Annotated in this window: 19 protein-coding genes; 10 read left to right on the forward strand and 9 right to left on the reverse strand. The window is 74.5% G+C overall.

Annotated elements, in window-relative coordinates:
• The first annotated feature begins 72 nt into the window (after window positions 1–72).
• The 3 genes from KSE_RS39170 to KSE_RS37090 all read left to right on the forward strand — a co-directional run bounded on the left by KSE_RS39170 (window position 73) and on the right by KSE_RS37090 (window position 3084).
• Window positions 73–459 carry a peptidase inhibitor family I36 protein gene (locus tag KSE_RS39170; protein ID WP_014140543.1) on the forward strand — a complete coding sequence of 129 codons (387 nt, stop codon included), beginning with the start codon at window positions 73–75 and terminating at the stop codon, window positions 457–459.
• 102 nt (window positions 460–561) lie between these two features.
• Window positions 562–822, forward strand: a complete 261-nt coding sequence (locus KSE_RS37085; protein ID WP_014140544.1) for a hypothetical protein — start codon at window positions 562–564, stop codon at window positions 820–822.
• A 240-nt stretch (window positions 823–1062) separates the two neighbouring features.
• Window positions 1063–3084 (forward strand): hypothetical protein, encoded by a 2022-nt coding sequence (locus KSE_RS37090; protein WP_014140545.1) that lies wholly within the window; start codon window positions 1063–1065, stop codon window positions 3082–3084.
• A gap of 78 nt (window positions 3085–3162) precedes the next feature.
• Here the strand turns inward: KSE_RS37090 and KSE_RS37095 are convergent, their stop codons facing one another.
• Window positions 3163–3801 (reverse strand): TetR/AcrR family transcriptional regulator, encoded by a 639-nt coding sequence (locus KSE_RS37095; RefSeq protein WP_014140546.1) that lies wholly within the window; start codon window positions 3799–3801, stop codon window positions 3163–3165.
• 134 nt (window positions 3802–3935) lie between these two features.
• Here KSE_RS37095 and KSE_RS45435 point away from each other — a divergent pair, with 134 nt between their 5' ends.
• From KSE_RS45435 to KSE_RS37125, 6 genes are all read left to right on the forward strand, one after another.
• Window positions 3936–5261: a flavin-containing monooxygenase gene (locus KSE_RS45435; protein WP_014140547.1), complete on the forward strand. Its 1326-nt coding sequence runs from the start codon at window positions 3936–3938 to the stop codon at window positions 5259–5261.
• The gene (locus KSE_RS45440) at window positions 5258–6115 is read left to right on the forward strand and encodes an SDR family NAD(P)-dependent oxidoreductase (RefSeq protein WP_014140548.1); all 858 of its coding nucleotides are present in this window, start codon (window positions 5258–5260) and stop codon (window positions 6113–6115) included. Before KSE_RS45435 ends, KSE_RS45440 begins: the two co-directional genes overlap by 4 nt.
• A complete protein-coding gene (locus KSE_RS37110) occupies window positions 6112–7458 on the forward strand; it encodes an MFS transporter (protein WP_014140549.1) in 1347 nt (448 codons plus the stop codon). Before KSE_RS45440 ends, KSE_RS37110 begins: the two co-directional genes overlap by 4 nt.
• Complete coding sequence (locus tag KSE_RS37115; protein ID WP_014140550.1) at window positions 7455–8159, forward strand: TSUP family transporter; 705 nt, start codon at window positions 7455–7457, stop codon at window positions 8157–8159. Before KSE_RS37110 ends, KSE_RS37115 begins: the two co-directional genes overlap by 4 nt.
• Before the next feature lie 77 nt (window positions 8160–8236).
• The gene (locus tag KSE_RS37120) at window positions 8237–8806 is read left to right on the forward strand and encodes a hypothetical protein (protein ID WP_014140551.1); all 570 of its coding nucleotides are present in this window, start codon (window positions 8237–8239) and stop codon (window positions 8804–8806) included.
• An 83-nt stretch (window positions 8807–8889) separates the two neighbouring features.
• Complete coding sequence (locus KSE_RS37125; RefSeq protein ID WP_014140552.1) at window positions 8890–9459, forward strand: hypothetical protein; 570 nt, start codon at window positions 8890–8892, stop codon at window positions 9457–9459.
• A 34-nt stretch (window positions 9460–9493) separates the two neighbouring features.
• Here KSE_RS37125 and KSE_RS37130 read toward each other — a convergent pair whose 3' ends face one another.
• Window positions 9494–10579, reverse strand: a complete 1086-nt coding sequence (locus KSE_RS37130; protein ID WP_014140553.1) for a DUF5937 family protein — start codon at window positions 10577–10579, stop codon at window positions 9494–9496.
• A 99-nt stretch (window positions 10580–10678) separates the two neighbouring features.
• On the opposite strand from KSE_RS37130, the gene KSE_RS37135 reads away from it, so the two are divergent.
• Entirely contained in the window at window positions 10679–11992 is a 1314-nt protein-coding gene (locus tag KSE_RS37135; RefSeq protein WP_014140554.1) for an MFS transporter, read from the forward strand.
• Between the two features lie 861 nt (window positions 11993–12853).
• On the opposite strand, the gene KSE_RS37140 is transcribed toward KSE_RS37135, so the two are convergent.
• The 7 genes from KSE_RS37140 to ligK all read right to left on the reverse strand — a co-directional run bounded on the left by KSE_RS37140 (window position 12854) and on the right by ligK (window position 23172).
• A complete protein-coding gene (locus tag KSE_RS37140; RefSeq protein ID WP_014140555.1) occupies window positions 12854–13750 on the reverse strand; it encodes an alpha/beta hydrolase family protein in 897 nt (298 codons plus the stop codon).
• Window positions 13747–18117, reverse strand: a complete 4371-nt coding sequence (locus KSE_RS39175) for a WD40 repeat domain-containing protein (RefSeq protein WP_014140556.1) — start codon at window positions 18115–18117, stop codon at window positions 13747–13749. Before KSE_RS39175 ends, KSE_RS37140 begins: the two co-directional genes overlap by 4 nt.
• Before the next feature lie 155 nt (window positions 18118–18272).
• Window positions 18273–19274, reverse strand: a complete 1002-nt coding sequence (locus KSE_RS37150; protein ID WP_014140557.1) for an aldo/keto reductase — start codon at window positions 19272–19274, stop codon at window positions 18273–18275.
• Window positions 19271–20245, reverse strand: coding sequence for a Gfo/Idh/MocA family oxidoreductase (locus KSE_RS37155; protein WP_014140558.1), 975 nt, complete (start codon window positions 20243–20245; stop codon window positions 19271–19273). Before KSE_RS37155 ends, KSE_RS37150 begins: the two co-directional genes overlap by 4 nt.
• A gap of 1 nt (window position 20246) precedes the next feature.
• On the reverse strand, window positions 20247–21554 hold the full coding sequence (gene ligA / locus KSE_RS40645; protein ID WP_014140559.1) for a protocatechuate 4,5-dioxygenase subunit alpha: 1308 nt from the start codon (window positions 21552–21554) through the stop codon (window positions 20247–20249).
• Between the two features lie 5 nt (window positions 21555–21559).
• On the reverse strand, window positions 21560–22486 hold the full coding sequence (locus KSE_RS37165; protein ID WP_014140560.1) for an amidohydrolase family protein: 927 nt from the start codon (window positions 22484–22486) through the stop codon (window positions 21560–21562).
• Entirely contained in the window at window positions 22486–23172 is a 687-nt protein-coding gene (gene ligK / locus KSE_RS37170) for a 4-carboxy-4-hydroxy-2-oxoadipate aldolase/oxaloacetate decarboxylase (protein ID WP_014140561.1), read from the reverse strand. Before ligK ends, KSE_RS37165 begins: the two co-directional genes overlap by 1 nt.
• Window positions 23173–23201 lie beyond the last annotated feature (29 nt).

A 23201-nucleotide genomic window follows, 5' to 3' on the forward strand; every position in this document is an offset into this window, starting at 1 on the left:
GGGCGGGATACGTTCGCGTCCGACCGACCCCGCGAGCGGCCTCCGCCGCCCGAACCGAAGAGGCACCCCCGGATGCGCCTGCGCGTGAAGACCGCGATGGCCGCCGCCATCGCCATGGCCGCGACCCTGCTCCCCGCCGGCTCCGCCCAGGCGGCCCACGGCCGTACCGGCACCGCCGCCTGCCCGTCCGGCTACCTGTGCGTGTGGGACCAGCCCGACTTCCGGGGCCGGATGTACCGGTTCCTCGGCGACAACGCCTCCTGGGGCGACTGGGCGATCGACAACAACGACCGGTCCTGGTTCAACAACGGCACCTCGGGCACGTACGCCTGCGTGTGGCAGTACGTCAACCTGGTCGGCCACGCCAAGGCGCTCGCGCCCGGCGAGGCGTCCCCGGACGACCCCGGGCACGCGGGCCGGGGCAGCTCGAACGACTGGCGCCGGGGCGGCTGCGAGTGAGACCGGCGGTGCGGGGTGGCAGACGGATCGGGGCCGTCCGGGTTACCGTCTGAGCAGCAGACGGGTGGCAGGCAGGACGGGCAAGGCAGGGGAGGCGGGGCGATGACCGCGACGGCGCAGTCCGGGACGCTGCGGGTGCCGCGCAGCATCAACGGCATCGGGCAGGGCCTGACGTACGAGGAGCGGGCCCGGTTCCACGGCGAGCTCGGCCCGGTCGAGGACCCGGCGGACCGGGAGGCGGTGATCACCACCTGGTGGCTGCGGGCGATGTCCGCCGCCTACGGCGACGACCGGCCGGGCTTCCGCGCCGCCGTCGCCCCCGTCCTCGCGGTGAGTCGTTCCCGGCAGGCCGCCGGCACCTGAGCGGTGGCCGGATCCCGGTACCTGGTCCCTGTCCAGCCCGCCGACTTCCCTGCCGCCACCGCTATCTGACGACAAGTCGGACTTGCGGACGATCATGATTGCGGCCCGGGCGGCGGGCTGCTTCAATGGCCCCGCTTCACGGGGGGTGTTCGAACCACCGGGCGCCGGACGGCGTCCGGTGCGTCCCCCTGCCGAAAACGCGCGGACGCGACGTGCGCGTGATCGTTCCGAGGGGACGCGTTGAAGACGAGGCCCTGGTGGGGTCTGCTGCTCGCGCTGGTGACGTTCGCCGCGAGCGTCAGCTCCAAGTCGAACGGCGGCAAGGCCGAGAGCTGGATCAACCCGGTCAGCCTGCCGGTCACCGGCACGTACACGGTCCGGGCCGAGCCCGCCGCCGGGGCGACCGGCACGGTCGCGGCGCAGGTGCTGACCTCGCCCGCGATCAGCGCCGCGATCGGCGGCCCGCAGGTCACCTACACCGTCGTGCTCACGCCGGACGCCGGCGCCACCGGCCAGGTCAGGCTCCAGGTGCTGGACAACCCGGTCGTCAACGCCGCGGTCGACGGCCCGGCGGTCACCCGCACCATCCCGGCCGACCAGCCCGGGCGCGGCCTCGCCGCGACGTTCCGGGGGACGCCCGGACAGCGGGTGCACGTCAACGGGACGGCGGGGGCGTTCGACGGAGCGGTGGCGCTCTACGACCCGCAGGGCAGCAGGATCGCACTGTCCAGGTTCTCCGCCACCTCGGCCGGCCAGGCCACCGGCTGGATCGACCCGGTCGCCCTGAACACCGACGGCACCTACACCCTGGTCGTCACGCCCGACGCGGGCGCCGTCGGCGACCTCCGGTTCCAGGTGCTCGACGAACTCACCGCCACCGCCACCATCGACGGCGCCCCGCTGTCGCTGACCGTCCCGGCCGACCAGGCCGGCCGACGGATCGCGGTGACCTTCGACGGCACCGCCGGCGACAGCCTCTACGTCAACGGCTCCACCGCAGGCTTCGGCGCCAGGGTCGAGCTGTACGACCGGCAGGGCCAGCGGATCGCCACCGGCACCGCCGACGCGATCGCCCTCGGCCTCCCCACCCGCTGGCTCACCCCGACCAACCTGAACGCCACCGGCCGCTACACCCTGCTGATCACCCCGTCCGCCGACGCGGTCGGCCCGGTCGGCATCCAGCTCTACGGCAGCACCATCAACGCCGGGCTGGGCGTCGACGGACTGCCGATCCAGCTCGACATCCCGGTCACCACCCCCGGCAAGGCGATGCGGCTCGGCTTCACCGCCACCGCCGGCTCCGCCGTCAGCCTGCTCGGCATCACCGGCGCCACCGGCGGCACCCTCACCCTCTACGACCCGCACGGCGTACGGACCGCCGTCGGCGTCGCCGTCCCGTACAACGCCTGCCCCGAGGACGAGGCCCCCGGCACCTGCCCGCAGGTGCTGATCGCCCCGACCCTGCTGCCGGTCAGCGGCGACTACCAGATCGAGTTCAGCCCCTTCGCCTACTCGGCCGGCCCGGTCACCCTCTGGCTGGCCGGCGCACCCGGCGGCGTCCCGAAGGTCACCGTCACCACCAAGGCCGCCACCGTGGACGGCCCGGCCGTGCCGCTCTCCGTCCCGACCGCCAAGGCCGGACAGCGGATCGCGGTCACCTTCACCGGCACCGCCGGGCAGTCGGTCTACCTCAACAGCGGCAACGGCAACACGATGCGCTGCGCCTCCGACACCTACTCGCTGATCTCGCCGAGCGGCCGGATCGTCGTCCCCTCGACGCCCGTCAACCAGTGCGTGACCGGCACGCTGCTCCCCCTCACCGGACTCCCCGAGAGCGGCACCTACACCTTCTACCTGACCCTCGACACCGTCCAGTACGCCGCCGTCAACCTCCAACTCCGCAGCGGCTACGAGCAGGTCGCCGCCACGGTGGACGCCCCCGCCCCGACCCCGGTGGCGATCGCCCAGGCGGCGCCGGGCAGGCGGATCGCGCTCTCCTTCCAGGCCGCGGCCGGGCAGTCGGTGTACATCACCAACGGGACGGCGGGGACGCTGCGCTGCGAGTCCGACAGCTACGCGCTGGTCGGCCCCGGAGGGCGGGTGGTGGTCCCGGAGGCGCTGGGGCGCAGCGCCTGCGTCGAGACCGCGCCACTGGCGTACACGGGTCTGCCGGTGGACGGCACGTACACCTTCTACGTGCTCCCCGACGCCGCGCAGAGCGGGACGGGGAACTTCAAGGTGAGTTCCTACCCGGCCGTCTGACGGCCGCTCGGCCCGCGCGCCGCCCGCCCCCGCCGCCCCCGCCCTCCCGCCCGTCGGGACGGCGGGGGCGGCGGCCGTTCAGGCGCCCTGGTCGAGGACGGCGGTGACGACCGTGTGCAGGTGGCGGCGGAAGCGGTCGAGGACGGGGAGGTCGAGCGGGCCCCGGCGGGTGCCGGCCGGGTCGATGACGCCGGCCTGGCCGAAGGAGTGCGAGGTCCAGACGATGGTGAAGACCAGCATCTCGACGTCGGCGCCGGGGCCGAGTCCGGCCCGGTCGAGGACGGCGCGGACGGCGGCGGCGACCTCGGCGACCAGCGGGCCGGCGAACTCGCTCTCGATGTCGGAGTGGTCGGCGCCCTCGGCCAGCCAGCGGCGCATCCACAGCGCCGGGACCTCGGGGCGGCGCAGGCAGAACGTCAGGTAGTCGTCGACGAAGGCGAGCAGCGCGGCCCGGGTCTCCTCCGGGGTGGGGTCGCAGGCGTGCAGCCGGACCAGTGCCTCGGCGACCACCTCGCGCTGGGCCAGGTGGGCGCGGCGCATCACCTCGCGGTAGAGCTCGGGCTTCGCGCCGACGTGGTAGGCGACGGTGGCGATGTTGAGGCCGACCGCGTCGCCGATCGCCCGGGTGCTGGTGGCGTCGTAGCCGCGCTCGGCGAACAGCCGGGTGGCGGTCGCCAGGATTCGTTCGCGGGGGCTGTCCTCGGGCAGGGCGCTCATGGGCATCGAGGATAGCGGATCGGAGCGGACGGAATCCATCAGGTGATGGATGGGAAACCGGCAGGTCACCACCCATTGTGCCGGGCTCCATCATTCGATTGAATGAGCGCCTTTCCACGAGAGGAGCACCCGGCATGGGCTCGACCAGGGTGGCGGTGATCGGCGCCGGCGCGGCAGGACTGGCCGCCGCCAAGGCACTGCTCGACCAGGGGCTGCACGTCACCGTCCTGGAACGCGGCACCCGCGTCGGCGGCCTGTGGGCCGGCGACGACGACGGCGGAGGCGGAGGCGACGGCGCTGACGGCGCAGGGTCCCCGGCGTACGACAGCCTGCACCTGAACACCAGCAAGGGCCGCACCCAGTTCGCCGACTTCCCGATGCCCGCCGCCTGGCCCGACTACCCGTCCGCCGCCCGGGTGGCCGACTACCTCGCCCACTACGCCGACCGGTTCGGCGTCACCGAGCGGATCAGGTTCGGCACCCGCGTCGAGACGGTGACCCGGGACGCCGACGGCTGGCTGGTCGACGGCGAGCGCCACGACGCCGTGGTCGTCGCCAACGGCCACAACCGCGACCCGAAGTGGCCCAGCCCCGGCTACCCCGGCGACTTCGCCGGCACCCAGCTGCACGCCCACGACCACCGCAGCGCCGCCGCGTACGCGGGCCGGCGGGTGCTGGTCGTCGGCATGGGCAACTCCGCGATGGACATCGCCGTCGACGCCTCGTACACCGCAGACGGCCCGGTGCTGCTCTCCGCCCGGCACGGCACCCACATCGTGCCCAAGTACCTGTTCGGCCGCCCCGCCGACGCCACCGGCGGCGCGCTCGCCGTGCTGCCCTGGCGGATCCGGCAGGCCGTCGCCCAGCGGATGCTCAAGCTCGCCGTCGGCACCCCCGGCCGGTACGGCCTGCCGGAACCCGCCGGCGGCCTGTTCCAGAACCACCCCACCATCAGCGACACCGTCCTGCACTGCCTCACCCACGGCGAGATCGAGGCCCGCCCCGGCATCGAACGGCTCGACGGCACCCGGGTGCGCTTCACCGACGGCCGCACCGACCAGGTCGACGTCATCGTCTGGGCCACCGGCTACCGGGTCACCCTGCCCTTCCTGGACGAGCGCTGGACCGGCCCCGACCCCGAGGAACTCCCGCTCTACCAGCGGGTGTTCCACCTCGACGACCCCACCCTCAGCTTCGTCGGCCTGATGCAGTCCACCGGCGCCGCGCTCCCCGTCGTCGAGGCCCAGGGCCGCCTGGTCGCCGCCCACCTGGCCGGCCGCTACGCCCTGCCCGACGCCGAACGGCAGCGCGCGCACGTCCGCCGCGCGCACGCCGCCGCCGTCCGGCGCTGGGGCGACAAGCGGCCGATGATGCGGATCGACTTCGACCGGTACGTCGCCGCGATCCCCCGCGAACTCAAGGCCGGCGCCCGCCGCGCGCAGAAGGAGAAGACCACGTGACGATCCTCGACCGCCGCCGCGACCCGCGCGGCCGCCGCGTCCTGATCACCGGCGCCTCCGGCACCATCGGCCGCGCCCTCGGCGCCCGCCTCACCGCCGCCGGCGCGCACGTCCTCGGACTCGACCTCCGCCCCACCGGCGACGAGCCCTTCCCCGTGCTGCGCTGCGACGTCACCGACGACGACAGCGTCACCGCCGCCGTCGCCGAGGCCCTGACCACCCTCGGCGGCCTCGACGTCCTGGTCAACAACGCGGGCACCGGCGGCCCCGCCCCCGCCGAGTACGCCCCCGGCGCCGAGGTCCGCCGGCAACTGGAGATCAACCTGCTCGGCACCTGGCGCACCACCGCCGCCTGCGTCGACGCCCTGGTCGCCGCCCGCGGCCGGGTCGTCATGGTCACCTCCCGGATGGCCGTCATGCAGCTCCCGCTCGCCGCCGCCTACGGCGCCTCCAAGCGCGCCATGGTCGCCTACGCCGACGCGCTGCGCCTCGAACTCGCCCCGCACGTCGGCGTCAGCTGCGTCTACCCCTCCGCCGTGCGCAGCCCGATCCACGACTCCACCAAGGCCGCCGGACTCTCCCTGGAGGGCATGAGCGTGTACGAGCCGCTGGAGGGCGTGCTCGACGCGATCGGCAAGGCCGCCTTCGCCACCCGCCCGCACCGCGACGTCACCACCACCCGCAAGGGCGCCGTCGAGTTCTTCCTCGCCCGCCACCTCCCCGCCCTCACCGACCGGATCGTCACCCGCACCCTGGCCGCCCGCACCGCCGCCGGAGCCTTCGACGGCGCCGCGCTCGCCGCCGGCGTGCTCGCCCGCAGCGGCCGCACCGGCCGCAACCGGGGGGAGGAGTGAACGGCACCAAGGCCGGACGGAAGACCCTCACGCTGTACGCCGCCGGGTCGGTCGGGATGGGCGTCTGGGTCACCGTGCCCGGACTGCTGCTGCTGTACTTCCTCACCGACGTGCTCGGCGTCCCCGCCCTGCTCGCCGGCTTCACGCTGCTGCTGCCCAAGGCCGTCGACATCGTCGCCCACCCGCTGCTCGGCTCCCGCTCCGACCGGCAGGCCCGCCGCGACGGCCACCGGCGGCGGATGATGCGCACCGGACTGCTGCTCGGCCTCGCGATGACCGCGATGTTCAGCGTCCCGTCCGCGCTGCACGGCTGGGCCGCCGCGCTCTGGGTCGGCGGCTGGTTCACCGCCGGGAACCTGCTGTTCGCCGCGTTCCAGGTGCCCTACCTGACCACCCCCTCCGACCTGGCGGTCGGCTACCACGAACGCACCCGGGTCTTCATGTTCCGGATGGCGCTGCTCACCGTCGGCCTGCTCGCCGCCGGCGTCGCCGCCCCCGCGCTCTCCGCCGGCGGCGGCCGCGCCGACTACGCCCGGATGGCCGTCCTGCTGGCCGCCGCGATGGCCGCCTCCGCCGCCGTCGCGCTGATCGGCGTGCGCCGGCTGACCGCCGAGTGCGGCTTCAAGGCCCCCGCCGAACGGGCCGGTGCCGGACGGGCCGGCCACTCCGCCCGCGCCGACCTGCGGGCCGCCCTGCGCGACCCGGACTTCCGCCCGCTGGTGCTGTCCTACCTGTTCACCGGCACCACCACCCACCTGTTCCTGGCCGCACTGCCCTACGTCACCGAGCACGTCTTCCACGACGGCAAGCTGACCGCCCTGTTCATGGGCCTCTTCCTGGCCCCCGCGCTGCTCGCCGGACCCGCCTGGACGGCCTGGTCGCGCCGCCCCGGCAACGGCAAGCAGCGCGGACTGCTCACCTGCCAAGCCGTGTTCGCCACCGGCTCGGCCCTGCTGCTGCCCGCCGCCGCCCTGCTCGACGGGGGAGTGCGGACCGCCGCCACCGCCGCCGTCGTGATGGCGATGGGCGTGGCCTTCGCCGGGCTCCAACTGTTCGCGTTCGCGCTGCTGCCCGACGCCGTCGCCGCCGCCGAACACGCCGAAGCCGGCGCCTACACCGGCGTCTGGACCGCCACCGAGGCCACCGGCACCGCCGTCGGCCCCTACCTGTACGCGGCGGTCCTCGCCCTCGGCGGTTTCGTCTCCAGCACCGCCGGCGAACACGCCGCGCAGAGCGACGCCGCGCTGACCGCGCTGCTCGCCGGGTTCACCCTGCTGCCCGCCGCGCTGATGGCCCTCGCCCTGGCCTGCCAGCGGCGCTGCGCGCTGGACGCCCGCCGGTGACCGGCGCGCTCGGCGCCCTCGCGGTCGGCGCCGTCGGACTCGGCGCCTTCGCGCAGGCCACCACCGGGATGGGCTTCTCCCTGGTGGCGGCCCCCGCGCTGATCGCCGCGCTCGGCCCGCACCGCGGCGTCCCCGCCGTCCTGCTGCTCGCCGTCCTCGCCTCGCTGCTGCCGCTCTCCCGCGACTGGCGGCACGCCCGCCGCCGCGACACCGGACGGCTGCTGCTGCCCGCCCTGCTCGGCGCGCCGCTCGCCGGCTGGCTGCTGGGCCGCCTCGACACCCGGATCCTCGCCGTCGCGGCCGGCTGCGGGGTGCTGGCCGGCTGCGCCCTGCTCGCCTCCGGGCTGCGCTCCGCGTTCCTGTGCCGCCCCGCCGGAGCCTGGGTCAGCGGCCTCGGCAGCGCCGGCCTCAACGTGATCGGCGGCGTCGGCGGCCCGCCGATCGGCCTGTACGCCGCCAACGCCGGCTGGGCCCCGCGCGAGGCCCGGGCCACCCTGCACGCCTTCTTCCTGGTGCAGAACACCGCCACCGCCGCCGTCCTCGGCGTCACCCTGCCCAGCTGGCCGACGCTCGCCGCGCTCGCCGCCGGCGCCGCCGCGGGCATGGCGCTCTCCCCGCGCCTGTCACCCGCCGCCACCCGCACCGGCGTCCTCGCCGTCTCCTGCGCGGGCGCGCTCGCGCTGATCGCCACCGCCGTCTGACGGATCGTCAGGAAACCGGCCCGGCAAGGGAGTCACCGGCCGCTCCGCGGGGTACGGGACGGAACGGGGGTGAGGCGGTGGAGAAGCTGCTGTGGGGCCCGGTCGGAGGGGTGGCGTCCCTCCTGCTGCTGTGGGGCATGCTGGCGCTGCGCGACGGCCCCGGGCACGCGGCGGGCTTCCTCGGGTTCCTGCTGGCCGTGGCCATCGGCGTGGCGGGCTTCATCCGGCTCCTCAAAGAGGACGAGGCGCCGGCCGCCCTGGCCTTGATGATCATGTACTCGGCCTGGATCGTCCTCTTCATCGCCTCGCTCGGCATGCAGGACCAGCAGATCCTGCACGACCGCGGCGCCACCTCGAACGCCACCGTGACGCGCACCATCGTCACCTCCGACCCGATGGGCGGCGTCGGCCCGTCCGTCACCGCCGTCGACCTGCGGCTCGACGACGGCACCGTGCTCCACAAGGTCGGGACCCGCGGCGACCGCCCCGCGCTCGGCGACCGGCTCCAGGTCACCGCCGACCCGCGCGGCACGGTCGAGACCCGGCTGGGCCCGCGCCCCGACCCGCCGGGCCGCGCCGTCGCCATCGCCATGCTGTCCGTCATGGGCCTCTGCGCCCTCCTCGTCCTCCTGCTGCCCGGCGACTGAGCCGGCCGGACGGCGGGGAGGCCCGGTGCGGAGAAGGGTCGCAGGCGGCGCGGCGGGGTACGGGACGGAACGGGGGTGAGGCCGTGGAGAAGGCGGTGTGGGGCGTCGGCGGCGGGACGGTCGCGGTGCTCGGGCTGTGGGGCCTGCTGGCGCTGAGCGGTGAGGGGCACGGCCCGGCCGCCGCCCTCGGGGTCCTGCTGCTGCTGGCCCTCGGCGTGGCGGGCGTCGTCCGGCTGGGCGGGGCGTACGAGGGGGCGTGGGCCGCGCTGGGCATGTCGGGCCTGCTCACGGCCTGGGTCGTCCTCGGCATCGTCGTCCTCGGCATGCAGGACCAGCAGCTCCTGCACGACCGCGGCACCACCTCGGACGGCACGGTGGTGCGCGCCATCCTCACCACCGACCCGATGAGCGACCTCAACGTGAGCGTGACCGCCGCGGACGTCCAACTCGCCGACGGCACCGTGCTGCACGCGGTCCAGACCGGGAACAGGCACCCGGCGACCGGCGACCGGCTCCAGGTCACCCGGGACCCGCGCGGCGTGGTCGACACCCGGCTGGGCCCGCGCCCCGAGGCCCCGGACCGCACCGTCGCGATCGTCCTGCTCGCCGTCCTCGCCGGCTGCGCGCTCTGCACCGCCTTCGCCCCCGAGTAGCCGCGCCGGCGCGCCGGCGGCAGCGCGGCGGGCGTCAGCGCAGCACGGCGGACAGCAGGTCGGTGCCCAGGGGGCCGGTCGCGGCCAGGTCGAGGACGTGGTGGACGTGCCGGCCGCGCCGGTCCGCGGCGAGCAGCCCGGCCCGGCGCAGCACCGCGAGGTGGCGGGAGACCTCCGGCGCGCTCAGCCCCCAGGTGGCGGCGAGTTCGCCGGTGGTGTGCGAGGCCCGGGCCAGCGAGCGGACCAGGCGCAGCCGCACCGGGTGGGCCAGCGCCTCCAGGCGCAGGCTCACCGTCTCCAGCGGGACGGTCGGCTCGCGCTCCCCGCCCGCCGCCGGGTACTGCACCACCGGCTGCCAGCCCGGGGCGTGCACCACGACCAGGTGCGGGTGGCCGAACACGCTCGGCAGGAAGGTCACGCCCGCCGCCCCGGCCCGCCCGGTGGAGTCCTGCAGCTTGTCGAGGACCAGCGAACCGCCGTCCGGGGAGACGGCGACCGCCGCCGACACCTCGGCCAGCGCCGCCGCCAGCCCCTGGCGGCGGCGCAGCTCGGCCTTGTCCCGGACGTCCCGGCCCAGGCGGGCGGCCAGGGCCGGCCACTCGGCGTCGAAGAACGCCTCCGCGCACAGCTCCAGGGTCTCCCGCACCCGGGCCCGGACCGCCGCCGGATCGTCCAGCAGCCGCTCGGTGAACGCCTCCTGCACCGGGCCCCGGGCCTGCGCCAGGTCCAGCGCGGAGGCCCGGGACACCGGGTCGTGCAGCGGGGAGCCGCCGGCGAAGGTCCGCCGGTTGGAGCCGCAGGTGGTGACCAGCGCCGTGCGCGCGTACCGCTCGTCGTCCAGGGCGTCCACGTCGTCCAGCTCGGCCGCCAGGGTGGCCCGCGGCCGGGCCGGCAGCAGGAAGTCCGCCCGCGAGGAGCGCCACAGGAACTCCGCCTCGCGCAGCCGCTCGGCCAGCTCCGGGCGCAGCCCCGCCCACACCCCCGCCGCCCAGCCGGCCAGCTGCGGATGGTGCTCCGGCGAGGCCAGCACGTGCAGCATCGCGGTGAGTTCGGCGAGCGGGGAGACACCGAACCGGATCCGCTCCGGCGGCGTCCCGGCGAGGTCGATGCGCAGGGTCACCCCGGTATTCTCGCTGCTCACGAACGCCGGACCGGCGTCGGTTGACGGAAAGCGTCAACCGACGTGACCGCCCCGCCGCCCCGCCCGCAGCCTGACGCCATGACCACCGCCCGCACCCCCGCCGCGCCGCCGTCGCCCGCCGTCCCATCGCCCACCCCGGCCGCCCCGCCATCGCCTGCCGTGCCGCCGCCCAGGCCGACCTTCCGCCTGCTGGTCCGGTCCGGCGGCGGCCCGCGCTACGCCGCCGCGCTGCTCGTCGACGCCCTCGGCTCCGGGCTGCTGCGCCCGTTCCTGCTGCTGTACGGCATCGAGGTGCTGCGGCTGGACGCGGCCGCCGCCGGCCTCGCGATGACCGGCGGGATCGTCGCGGGCCTGGCCTGCATGCCGCCGCTCGGCCGCTGGCTGGACCGGGGCGCGCGCAGCAGCGCGGTCGCCGCCGCGATGCTGGTGCGGGTGCTCGGCGTGGCCGCGCTGCTGGCCGCGCCGACCGGGGGAGTGGCGCTGTTCACGCTGGCCGCGCTGTTCCTCGGGATCGGCAACCAGGCCTGGCCCGCCGCGCACGCCGCCCTGGTCACCACCGTCGCCGCACCCGGCCTGCGGGACACCGCGCTGGCCGCCGCCCGCGCCGTCCGCAACGCCGGACTCGGCCTCGGCGCGCTGCTCGCCACCGTCTGCCTGACCGGCGGCGCCCCCGCCCTGCGGGCACTGGCCGCGCTCTCCGGCGCGGGCTTCCTGGCGGCCGCCGCGCTGGCCCGCTCGGTCCGGGTGCACGCCGCCGGGCGGGACGCGCCCGGGACCGGACCCGCCGCCGGGGCGGCGGACGGCGGCGGGGCGCGGCGGCTGTGGGCCGTGCTGCTCGCCAACACCGTGTACGTGTTCTGCCTGAACGTGCCGGAGATCGCGGTCCCGCTGGTGCTGGTGGCGGCGCTGCACGCCTCGCCGGCCTGGCCGGCCGCCGTGTTCGTCGCCAACACCGTGCTGGTGGTCACCCTCCAGGTGCCGGTCACCGCCTGGGCAGCGGCCCGCTGGCCACGGGCGCGGGTGCTCACGGTGGCCGGGGCGGTGCTCGCCGCGAGCTACCTCGGCATCCTGGCGGCGACCCCGCTCGGGCCGCTCGCGGTGGCGCTGCTGACCGTCCCGTGCACCCTCGGCGAGATCCTCTACGCGGGCAGCGCCACCCCGCTGGTCACCGCGCTGGCCCCGCCCGGCGCGCTCGGCCGGGCGCTGTCCCGGCTCCAGTTCTCCACCGGCCTCGGCCTGGCGCTCTCCCCGGCCGTGATGACCGCCCTGGCGCCGGCCGTGCTCTGGCCGGCCCTGGCGGCGGGCACCCTGGCGGCGGCCGGCGCCGTCCACCGGGTCGCCGGGGGACCGGTACCGGCCGGGGGACTGGCCGGGGGACCGGCCGCCGGATGAAACCGGCGGGGCGGCGAAGTGAAAAGCGAACGGGCAAGCTGCGCACGGGAGTTCGACGGCCGCCGGCGCCGTAAGGGGACTTTCCCTCCCCCGCCCCGCGCTCGCTGACGGCGGCCCGGCTCGGCCCGGCGTTCCGGCAGCAGCGGAGCGTCACCGTGCCGGGCACCCCGAACCGGGCCCGGCTCTCCGCCTCCGGCAACCCGCCGTCCCGGACGGCGTTCGCGGTCAGCGGGCTCTCCACCACCGGGGGGGCAGCTTCGCCGCCGACGCCAACCGGTTCCACGCCACCGTCCCCCGGAATCCGCTCAACGGCCCGGGAACCGTGGCGGCATGGACCCGCGCCAGGCGGCGGGCGGAACGGGAGCCCGAGGTTCGAACCGGCCGCAGCCGGTCAGCGCTCAGCGCCTCCAGGCCCCGGCCTGCCGGTTCCGCCGGGCCAGGGCAGGACCACCATACGCCGCAGCCGTGCCACGACATCGAGGGCGTGGACCAGGCCGCCGCGCCCGCCGAACTTCCCCTCGGCGGGGCGAGGTTCGTGCTGTCCGGTGACCCGCCCGCTCCAGGACGCGGCCCAGCGGGTCCCGGAAGGCCACCCCGCCCCTGGCGTGCAGCACCGGCACCACCCGGCCCGCCAAGGCCGGCACCCTCTGCGCCGAGAGGCGCAGCGAGCGTCGGGCCGATCGCCCACGGCCTATCCGACGGCTCGTTCCGGAGCCACCGCGCGGGCCTCGAACAGCCCGTCACCACTCCCCAGCCCGCCGACCAACGGACTCGGCATCCGAGACGAGACCCCCGCGCCCCACTCGCCGCCCGGACCTACCCGGCGGGGGCTCCCGCCGACCGACGACACCCGCCTACCGGTCAGATACCGAGATAGGGGGCGATAGTGGCAGCCGTGGCCGCAGACCGCAGGTAGTTGTCGGCGTGATGGAAACGGTAGTGGGCGCTGACGGTGGCGGTGTGGTCCAGGGCGATCCCGTCGAAGAACCTGGAAAGCTTGGGCGGAACCGCGACGGGGTCACCGGGATCGGCGATGTTCACCCAGCGCGTCCCACCCGGCAGACCCACGCCCCGCAACTGCGGGCCGTCCGCCGGACGCGGCGCGGGGACGAGACGATCGAAGACCACGCGCGGCAGCGCCAGCGGCGAACCGAGCGTGAGGAACAGCTCAGGCCGCAACTCCGGATGGGCGTGCAGGGCCTCGTAGGCGACGACCGACCCCAGCGAATGCGCGACGACGACACGCGGCCGATGCCGGGCGATCCGCGCCGCGACCTCCTCACGCGCCGCGATACGCTCCGGGGCGTCCGCAGAACGCAAGTACGCGGCCACCTCACCACACACCACCCGGATGAAGACCGCCAGCGGCCCCTCCGCCAAGTCGAACCTGCGCGCCAACCACGAGGAGAACGCGCGCAACGGCACCGCGGCATGCCCCTGCGCCACCTCCTCGGCCAGCCCCAACTCCCGCGCCCACACGTCCAGAAACTCCTGCGCCAGCGGGTCGTCCAGGAAGTCGCCGCCCTGCCCGCCCTGGGCGACCGGCCCGGGGCGGAGCCGGTCCGCGTAGTACGCGAAGTCGACATCGAGCCGCTCCGGAGAGACGCCGAGGCCGGCCGCCAACTCCCTCGCCCAGGTGGCAGACTTCCGTGTGCGCTCCTCCTCCTTGCGGGTATCGGGGGTTTCGCCTTTGAACCTGTTGTGGATGCCGTGAACGGCGACGACCCGAAGCGGTGAAGCGGTCTCAATGCTGGTCAACAAAGCCTCCTGATCATGGGTTCAAGGCTGAGGGCAGCCACTTCATAGCCGAAGCCGACCACCACGATGCCGGCTGCGGTGATGGTGACGGCCTGTACCGCAGCCGGAAAGTGAAATGTGGTGAGGCAGGTGCCGGTGGTCAGGTCCCATACCCGCACTGACCGGTCGTTGCCTCCGGTGACGGCGTGCGGGCGGTTTCCCAGGACTGTCACTGCCACCGCGTTCACCCAGCGGGTGTGGCCGGTGAGTTCGCGGACTTGGGTACCGGTGCTAAGGTCCCATACCCGCACTGACCGGTCGTCGCCGGCGGTGACGGCGTGCGGGCGGCTTTCCAGCACTGTTACTGCCACCGCGTTCACCCCCCCTGTATGGCCGGTGAGTTCGCGGACTTGGGTGCCGGTGCTAAGGTCCCATACCCGCACTGACCGGTCGTTGCCTCCGGTGACGGCGTGCGGGCGGCTTCCCAGGACTGTTACTGCCACCGCGTTCACCCCGCCTGTATGGCCGGTGAGTTCGCGGACTTGGGTGCCGGTGCTAAGGTCCCATACCCGCACTGACCGGTCGTCGCCGGCGGTGACGGCGTGCGGGCGGTTTCCCAGCACTGTCACTGCCGCCGCGTTCACCCCGCCTGTATGGCCGGTGAGTTCGCGGACTTGGGTGCCGGTGCTAAGGTCCCATACCCGCACTGACCGGTCGTCGCCGGCGGTGACGGCGTGCGGGCGGTTTCCCAGCACTGTCACTGCCACCGCGTTCACCCCGCCTGTATGGCCGGTGAGTTCGCGGACTTGGGTACCGGTGGTCAGGTCGCACGCCCTCACCAGCCGGTCGTCGCCTCCGGTGACGGCGTGCGGGCGGTTTCCCAGGACTGTCACTGCCACCGCGTTCACCCCGCGAGTGTGGCCGGTGAGTTCGCGGACTTGGGTGCCGGTGGTCAGGTCCCACACCCGCACTGACCGGTCGTCGCCTCCGGTGACGGCGTGCGGGCGGCCTTCCAGGACTGTCACTGCCACCGCGTTCACCCCGCCTGTATGGCCGGTGAGTTCGCGGACTTGGGTACCGGTGGTCAGGTCCCACGCCCTCACCAGCCGGTCGTCGCCGGCGGTGACGGCGTGCGGGCGGCCTTCCAGGACTGTCACTGCCACCGCGTTCACCCAGTCGGTGTGGCCGGTGAGTTCGCGGACTTGGGTACCGGTGCTAAGGTCCCATACCCGCACTGACCGGTCGTCGCCGGCGGTGACGGCGTGCGGGCGGCCTTCCAGGACTGTCACTGCCACCGCGTTCACCCGGCCGGTGTGGCCGGTGAGTTCGCGGACTTGGGTGCCGGTGGTCAGGTCCCACACCCGCACTGACCGGTCGTTGTCGGCGGTGACGGCGTGCGGGCGGCCTTCCAGGACTGTCACGGCCACCGCGTTCACCCGGCCGGTGTGGCCGGTGAGTTCGCGGACTTGGGTGCCGGTGGTCAGGTCCCACACCCGCACTGACCGGTCGTTGTCGGCGGTGACGGCGTGTGGACGGCCTTCCAGGACTGTCACGGCCGCCGCTTTCACCCGGCCGGTGTGGCCGGTGAGTTGGCGGACTTGGGTGCCGGTGGTCAGGTCCCATGCCCACACCGAGTGGCCTCCGGTGACGGCGTGCGGGCGGTTTCCCAGGACTGTCACTGCCACCGCGTCCATCTCCCCGGTGGGGCCCGTGAGTTCGCGGACTTGGGTGCCGGTGGTCAGGTCCCACACCCGCACTGACCGGTCGTCGCCGACGGTAACGGCGTGCGGGCGGCTTTCCAGGAGCGTCACCGCCACCGCGCGCACCCTGCCGGTGTGGCCTGGCAGGGTGCTGACCAAGGCTGGCGTGACCTGGCTGCCCGTTGCCCATCGCACCGTCCAGTCGCCGTCGCCGGGCAGTTGGTCCTGAAGCGGTGCGTTTTGGAACCGCGCGGCGTCCAGCGCGAGGAGTTGGCGCCGCGCCGCAGGTGGCAGCGTGTGGTGGAGGCCCCAGGAAGCGCGGTAGACGGCGGCGTTGAGCCTGGCCCGGTCGGAGTGGGCGTGGGTCAGGGTGTTGGCGAGGGTGTGGGGATCGGCGTGCTGGAGGTAGCGGCCGTCGTCGAGGAGTTCGTCCAGGCGTCCGGCGTCGACTGCGTGCTGGGCGGTGTGGCGCAGCAGGTAACCGGCCGCGTGCTGCCACGACATGTCGCCGGTCGAATCCCGGGGGACGCAGTCCAGGAGCCGTTCGAACAGGCGCTCCGCCGGATCGGGCGCGGGGCGCCCGGTGGTCGGGGCGCTCTCGTCGGAGGGTGGGCTGGCGGGCCGGCGGAGCCAGTCGGCGAGGCCTTCGTGGAAGAGGCGGTAGAGGGTGGTGCCGTCGGTGTCGATGTCGCGGCGCAGGTAGAAGCGTGCTGCCCCGTCGAGGAGGGTGTACAGGTCTCGCTGGGAGAGGGGAGGGGCGCCGTCGGCGGTGAACGCGGCGGCCGCGTGGGCCAGGACGCTCTCGGGCATGCCTCGGCCCTGGGCGTAGGCGAGTGCGGTGAGGACGGGGCGCAGGTGGATCCGGTCGGAGTGGCGTCGTAGGTCGATTTCGAGGAGGTCGGGCAACTCGCGGGGCGCGGCCCGGCCCAAGTGTACGGCGTCCTCGACCGTGGCGGCGGGCGGGGTGGCCAGCAGGAGGTGGACGTAGAGTCCGGCGGTGAGGAACTCCCCCCATTGCAGGGCTTCGTGGTCGGCCGGACCGGGGGCGGTGAGTGTTTCGGCGATCGTCTCGGCCAGGGCGTTCCGGACGGGGCGCAGGGTGGCGCGGGTGTAGGGGCCGTCGGCGGTCAGGAGCCGTTTGGTGTAGGCGGCCACGTCGCGGCGGATCTCGTCCGGTGCGACGGTGCTCAGGTCCGTGCACGCTCCGGTGTTCCGCGCCAGGCCGAGGAGTTGGTGGAACCGGGCGTCCTCGCGGGTGGCGACCAGCAGGCGCAGTCGGCTGTCCGCCGTCTGTGCGTGTCGGGCGAGCGGGAGCAGCAGGGCGGTGGTGATGTCCTGGGGTTGCAGGGCTTCGTCGAGGGCGTCGATGACGATGGTGACCGGCCGGCTGTCGGGGGGCAGCAGGTTCAGCAGCAGTTGTACCGGGTTTCCGGCCGGGTCCTGGGTTTCTCCGTCCGGTGGTGTGGTGCTGTGGAGGGCGCTGATGTGGCGCAGTTGGCGGGCCAGTGAGGCGGTGATGTCGTCGAGGCCGAGGCGTCGTGCGTGGACGGCCGCGATCCGGTGGTTCTCGTCGGGTACGTGGTCGTCGAGTCCGGCCCACAGGGGGCGAGTGTGGCGGCGCAGGGCGGGGTGGGCGGCGCACAGCAGGATGCCGAGGAGCGCGGACTTGCCGGCTCCGGCCTTGCCGGTGACCACGCGCAGTCCGGGGGCGGCGGTGTCGTCGTCCAACCAGCGGGTGAGGGTGTCGAGTTGGGTGGTGCGGCCGGTGAAGTAGCCTTCGGCCCAGTCGCGGTCCACGGGTTCGGCGCCGCCGGCGCGGCGCATGAAGTGCAGCGGGTCGGCGGCCCAGTCGGCCAGGCGGGCGATCTCCGGGGGCAGGTCCGGTATCGGTGCGGTGTCGTGGGCGTTGTAGGAGGGGTTGGGGAAGAACGGCAGGTGGGACAGGTCGGCGTGGCCGGGGACGAGGCTGGTCAGGATGGACTGCGGCAGTCCGTTGGACTGTCGGGCCAGTTCGTCGACGGTGCGGTCAATGTCCCGCCAGACCGTGTCGGGCGGGATGTACCGCAGGGAGGGGTCGAAGCGGACCTCCAGGTCGCGGTACTTCTCCAGTACCCGTACCAGGGCCCGGCTCAGCCGGTACCCGAACGCCTGCCGGTCCGGTCCCGTCGCGGCCAGCACCCAGGCCCGACGTCTGTCCACGTCCATCCGCGAGTGCCAGGCGGTCACCGCAGCCTGTCCGGCGTAGCAGACGTCCAGGACGAACAGGGTCATCGGCCGGTGCCGCCCGGGGTGGTCCTCGATCAGGTCGATCCACCCGCCCACCGGCCGGCCCAGGCGCTCGCCGTCGCTGCCCAGGATGTACAGCTTCTCGCTGCTGCCCTCGGCCAGCTCTCCGTGCCCGACGATGTGCACGATCAGCACGTCGGCGTCCTCGGCCTCGACGGCGGCCTCCACCAGTTTCCCGTGGTCGGCCGCTCCTTCGGCGCCTGCCTCGGCCGCCGTTGTCGGGTGCCGCGCCGTGTACCGGAACTCCTCCAGGATCTTCGCGACCCGGTCGGCGTGGCCGGGGGCCTCCTCCAGGACGTCCAGGCCGAATCGCGGCGAATCGCCGTCCTCGGTGGGCGTCAGCGCGATCCCCAGCGACAGCACCACGTGCCGCGGTTCGCCCGTGCCCTCCGGCCGCTCCACCCTTGACGCCAGCACTGTCCGCCCCCGGCCCCTCGTCCACTCGATCAGCAGCAGGTCCGACGATAGGGACTCCGGGCCCCGGCGGTGGCCGGATCATCAAGATCGGTCAACGGGCCGTCCCCGGGCGGCGGAACCGCCCGGGGACGGCCGGGGCGTCAGCCCGCCGCGCCGCAGCGTTCGGTGTCGATCTCCGGCAGGGTCGCCTCCGCGTAGCGCGAGCCGTGCACCGTCTCGTCGGAGAGGATCCGGCCGGCCGCCGCCAGCAGGTCGGCCGGGACGTCCAGGCCGAGGACGGCGACGTCCTCGCGCAGGTGGTCGACCGAGCGGGTGCCGGGGATGGCGATGACGTGCTCGCCGCGCGAGAGCACCCAGGCCAGGGCGAGTTGGGCGACGGTCAGGCCCGCGCCGGCGGCCAGGTCGGCGAGTTCGGCGCGCAGCGCCAGGTTGGCCGGGTAGTGGGCGTCGGTGAAGCGCGGCATGGCGTGCCGGATGTCGCCGGGCGGCAGGTCGGCCAGCGCGGGCGGCGCGCCGGTCAGGAAGCCGCGCCCGACCGGGCTGAACGCGACCAGGGCGGTGCCGAGTTCGCGGGTGGCGGCCAGGGTGCCGCGCTCCGGGTTGCGGGTCCACAGGCTGTACTCGTTCTGCAGCGCCGCGACCGGGTGCACCGCGTGCGCCCGGCGCAGGGTGGCCGCCGACACCTCGGACAGGCCGATCGCGCGGACCTTGCCCGCCGCGACCAGCCCGGCCAGCGCGCCGACGCTCTCCTCGACCGGGACGGACCCGTCCAACCGGTGCAGGTAGTAGAGGTCGATCACGTCGGTGCCGAGCCGGGCCAGCGCCTCGTCGGCGGTGCGCCGGATCGTCTCCGGGCGGCCGTCGATGACGCGCCGCCCGTCCACGCCCGTCATGCCGCACTTGGAGGCCAGCACGATCTGCTCCCGGTACGGGCCGAGCACCCGGCCGACCAGCTCCTCGTTGGCGCCGAAGCCGTACAGCGCGGCCGTGTCGAAGAGCGTGACGCCCGCGTCCAGCGCGGCCAGCAGCAGCTTCGCGGCGTCCTCCGGGGCGGGCGGGGTGCCGTAGGCGTGGCTGAGGTTCATGCAGCCGAGGCCGACGGCCGGGACCTCGAACGGCCCGATCCCGCGGAAGGCGTTCACGCGCCCACCGGTTCGGCGAGCTGCCGTTCGAGGTCGGCCAGCGTGCGGTAGCAGGGCAGTACCTGGGCGAGCGAGGCGTTCGGTTCGCGGCCCTCGCGGATCGCGGCCGTGAACTCGCGGTCCTGCAGTTCGATGCCGTCCAGCGAGACGTCGATGCCGCTGACGTCGATCGGTTCGTCTTCTCCGGTCACCAGGTCATCGTAGCGAGCCAGGTAGGTGCCGGTGTCGCCGATGTAGCGGAAGAAGGTGCCGAGCGGGCCGTCGTTGTTGAAGGACAGCGAGAGGGTGCAGATCGCGCCGCTCGCCGCCTGCAACTGGATCGACATGTCCATCGCGATGCCCAGTTCGGGGTGGACCGGGCCCTGGAGCGCGTTCGCCCGGACGATCGGCGAGCCGGTCTGGTAGGCGAACAGGTCGACGGTGTGCGCGGCGTGGTGCCACAGCAGGTGGTCGGTCCAACTGCGCTGCTGGCCGAGGGCGTTGAGGTTGCTGCGGCGGAAGAAGTAGGTCTGCACGTCCAGCTGCTGGATGCTCAGCTCGCCGGCCGCGATCCGCCGCCGGATCCACTGGTGGCTGGGGTTGAAGCGGCGGGTGTGCCCGGCCATCGCGACCAGGCCGGTGCGCTCCGCGGCCGCGGCGGACGCCTCGGCGTCCGGCAGCGAGGCCGCGACCGGGATCTCCACCTGCACGTGCTTGCCCGCCGCCAGGCACGCCCGGGTCTGCTCGGCGTGCAGCGGCGTCGGGGTGGCCAGGATCACCGCGTCCACGTCGTCCATCGCCAGCACCTCGGCCAGGCTGCCGGCCGCCCGGCCGACGCCCTGCTCGGCGGCGAACCGCCGGGAGCTGTCCGGCGAGGAGGAGACCACGGCGGCCAGCTCCACGCCCTCGATCCGGCGCAGTGCGGCGGCGTGCTTGGCGCCGAACGCGCCGCCGCCGGCCAGGGCGATCCGCAGGGGCTGCTGGGTGGTCATGTCAGTTCTCCTCGGTGGGCTGGGGGTGCTGGTTGGTCAGGATCAGGTGGCCGACGGCCGTGTTGGAGGCCGGCACGTGGTAGAAGCGGTGCTCGACGTCGACCGTGCCGCCGTCGTCGACGTCGCTCAGCGCGCCGCGCGCGATCAGCCACATCACCAGCTCGATGCCCTCCGAGCCGGCCTCCTCGACGTACTCCAGGTGCGGCACCCGGGCCAGGCCCGCCGGGTCGGTGACCAGCCGGTCCAGGAAGGCGTTGTCCCACTCCCGGTTGATCAGCCCGGCGCGCGGGCCCTGCAACTGGTGGCTCATCCCGCCGGTGCCCCACACCTGGACGTCCAGCGGGCGCGGGTACGACTCGACCGCCCGGCGCAGCGCCCGGCCCAGCTCGAAGCAGCGCGCCCCGGACGGCACCGGGTACTGCACCACGTTGACGTGCAGCGGGATCACCTTGCACGGCCACTTCTCGACCTCGCCGAACATCAGCGACAGCGGCACGGTCAGCCCGTGGTCGACCGGCATCTCGTTGGCCAGCGTCAGGTCGAAGTCGTCCTGGATCAGGCAGTGCGCCAGGTGCGCGGCCAGCTCCGGATCGCCCTCGACGCCCGGCACCGGGCGCGGGCCGTAGCCCTCGTCGGCGGTCGGGTAGGCGGCGCCGGTGCCCAGCACGAAGGTCGGGATCAGCGACAGGTCGAAGGCGCTGGCGTGGTCGTTGTAGACCAGGACCACCACGTCCGGGACGTGCGCGGCGGCCCAGCGCCGGGACGGCTCGTACCCGGCGAACACCGGCTGCCAGTACGGCTCGTCGGTCTTGCCGTGGTCCATGGCGGCGCCGATCGCCGGGACGTGCGAGGTGAACACGGCGGCCGAGACGGCGGCGTGCTCGGCGGGCGGGGTGTCGGCGGCGTGCGCGGCCTCCAGCACGGCGTGGTCGATCCGGCTGGCCGGGGCGGTGGCGGAGCGGCCGCCGGCCACCATCATGTCCCGGTACTCCTGCTCGGTCATGCCGGTCATCGAGCCCGCCATCTGCTGGAACGAGAACCCCAGCGTGGCACCCCACTTGGCGAGGAAGTAGATGTTCCCGCCCTCGCGCATCGCCGCGTTCAGGTCGCGGTCCAGCAGCGCCCGCCTCTGCTCCTCGCGCAGCGGCCAGGCGTCCAGGTAGCCGCGCTCGTCGGCCAGGTAGGCGGCCCGGTTCTCGGCCGTCATCAGCGACATGCAGAACTGGTTGAGGTGGTAGCCGCGGGCGGACTGCTCGGCGTCGAAGATCGTGGTGCCGGGCACCAGCCGGTAGCTGCGGTCGATCGCCATCGCGCTCAACTCCCTTCGTTCTCGGGCCAGTACAGGCGGGTCGGGTTGTCGACCAGGAGCTGCTGCCGCAGCTCGGCGGTGGGCGCGACGTGCGGCAGGAAGTCGACCAGCAGGCCGTCGTCCGGCATGTGGTCCTTCAGGTTGGGGTGCGGCCAGTCGGTGCCCCACAGCACCCGGTCGGGGAACTCCTCGACCACCCGGCGGGCGAACGGCACCACGTCCCGGTAGGCGTCCCGCTCGCCGTCCAGCGCGGCCGGGCCGGTCAGCGAGAGCCGCTCGGGGCAGCTGACCTTGCACCAGATGTCGTCCCGGGCCCGCAGGAAGGACAGGAACTCGGCGAACTCCGGGCCGTCCGGGTCCTTCGACACGTCCGGGCGGCCCAGGTGGTCGACCACCAGCGGCACCGGGACGGAGAGGAAGAACTCGCGCAGCCCGGCCAGGTCGGCGGCCTCGAAGTACAGCACCACGTGCCAGCCGAGCGGGGCGATCCGCCGCACCACGTCCCACAGGTCCGCGCGCGGGGTGACGTCGACCAGCCGGCGGACGAAGTTGAACCGGACGCCGCGCACCCCCGCCTCGTGCAGCTCGCGCAGCTCGGCGTCCGAGACGCCCGGCCGCACCGTCGCCACGCCGCGGGCCCGGCCGCCGGAGCGGCGCAGCGCGTCCACCAGGGCCCGGTTGTCGGCGCCGTGGCAGGTCGCCTGGACGATCACGTTCCGGTCGAAGCCCAGGTGGTCGCGGAGCGCGAACAGCTGCTCGGCGGAGGCGTCGCACGGGGTGTACTTGCGCTCGGGCGCGTACGGGAACGCGGCGGCGGGGCCGAACACGTGGCAGTGCGCGTCCACCGCGCCCGCCGGGAGGGTCAGTGCGGGGCGGCTCGGGGCGGGGTGCCAGTCCAGCCAGCCCGGGGTCTTCTCCTGGTGCACGGTCATCAGTCCTCGTAGCGCAGGCCGAGCTCGGCCAGCGGGCCGCGCATCGCGTACATGTCCAGGCCGAGTTCGCCCGAGCGCAGCCGCTCGCGCTTGCCCGCCTCGTTCTCCTCGCGCCGCGCCGACGCCTCGGCGACCTGGGCGACCCGCTCGCGCGGCACCACCACCACGCCGTCCGCGTCCGCGAGCACCACGTCGCCCGGGCGGACCGGCGCGTTGGCGCACACCACCGGCACGTTCACCGAGCCCAGGGTCGCCTTCACCGTGCCGCGGGCGTTCACCGCCCGGGAGAACACCGGGAAGTCCATCGCCGCGAGGTCCGCGACGTCCCGCACCCCGCCGTCGATCACCAGGCCCGCGCAGCCCCGCGAGCGGAACGAGGTCGCCAGCAGCTCGCCGAAGAACCCGTCCTCGCTCTCCGTCGTGCAGGCCGCCACCACCACGTCGCCCGGCCGGACCTGCTCCGCCGCGACGTGCAGCATCCAGTTGTCGCCCGGCTGCAGCAGCACCGTCACCGCCGGGCCGCACAGCCGCGCCGACGGGTACACCGGGCGCAGGTACGGGCGGGTCAGGCCGGTGCGGCCCATCGCCTCGTGGACGGTCGCCGAGCCGAAGGCCGACAGTGCGGCCACCGCGGCCGGGTCGGGCCGCTCGATCTTCGTGTGGACGACACCGAGTTCGGTGTGCATGGGTCTCTCCTCCTGGCGGACGGGGTCGG

It is taken from the genome of Kitasatospora setae KM-6054, assembly GCF_000269985.1.
GTDB classification, from domain to species: domain Bacteria; phylum Actinomycetota; class Actinomycetes; order Streptomycetales; family Streptomycetaceae; genus Kitasatospora; species Kitasatospora setae.

What these genes read in the sequence shown, in the direction of transcription:
- KSE_RS37155 (WP_014140558.1), bottom strand. Translation starts at nt 20,245, where the DNA reads ATGACCACCCAGCAGCCCCTGCGGATCGCCCTGGCCGGCGGCGGCGCG.
- KSE_RS39170 (WP_014140543.1), top strand. Translation starts at nt 73, where the DNA reads ATGCGCCTGCGCGTGAAGACCGCGATGGCCGCCGCCATCGCCATGGCC.
- KSE_RS37165 (WP_014140560.1), bottom strand. Translation starts at nt 22,486, where the DNA reads ATGACCGTGCACCAGGAGAAGACCCCGGGCTGGCTGGACTGGCACCCC.
- KSE_RS37085 (WP_014140544.1), top strand. Translation starts at nt 562, where the DNA reads ATGACCGCGACGGCGCAGTCCGGGACGCTGCGGGTGCCGCGCAGCATC.
- KSE_RS45435 (WP_014140547.1), top strand. Translation starts at nt 3,936, where the DNA reads ATGGGCTCGACCAGGGTGGCGGTGATCGGCGCCGGCGCGGCAGGACTG.
- ligA (WP_014140559.1), bottom strand. Translation starts at nt 21,554, where the DNA reads ATGGCGATCGACCGCAGCTACCGGCTGGTGCCCGGCACCACGATCTTC.
- ligK (WP_014140561.1), bottom strand. Translation starts at nt 23,172, where the DNA reads ATGCACACCGAACTCGGTGTCGTCCACACGAAGATCGAGCGGCCCGAC.
- KSE_RS37135 (WP_014140554.1), top strand. Translation starts at nt 10,679, where the DNA reads ATGACCACCGCCCGCACCCCCGCCGCGCCGCCGTCGCCCGCCGTCCCA.
- KSE_RS37095 (WP_014140546.1), bottom strand. Translation starts at nt 3,801, where the DNA reads ATGAGCGCCCTGCCCGAGGACAGCCCCCGCGAACGAATCCTGGCGACC.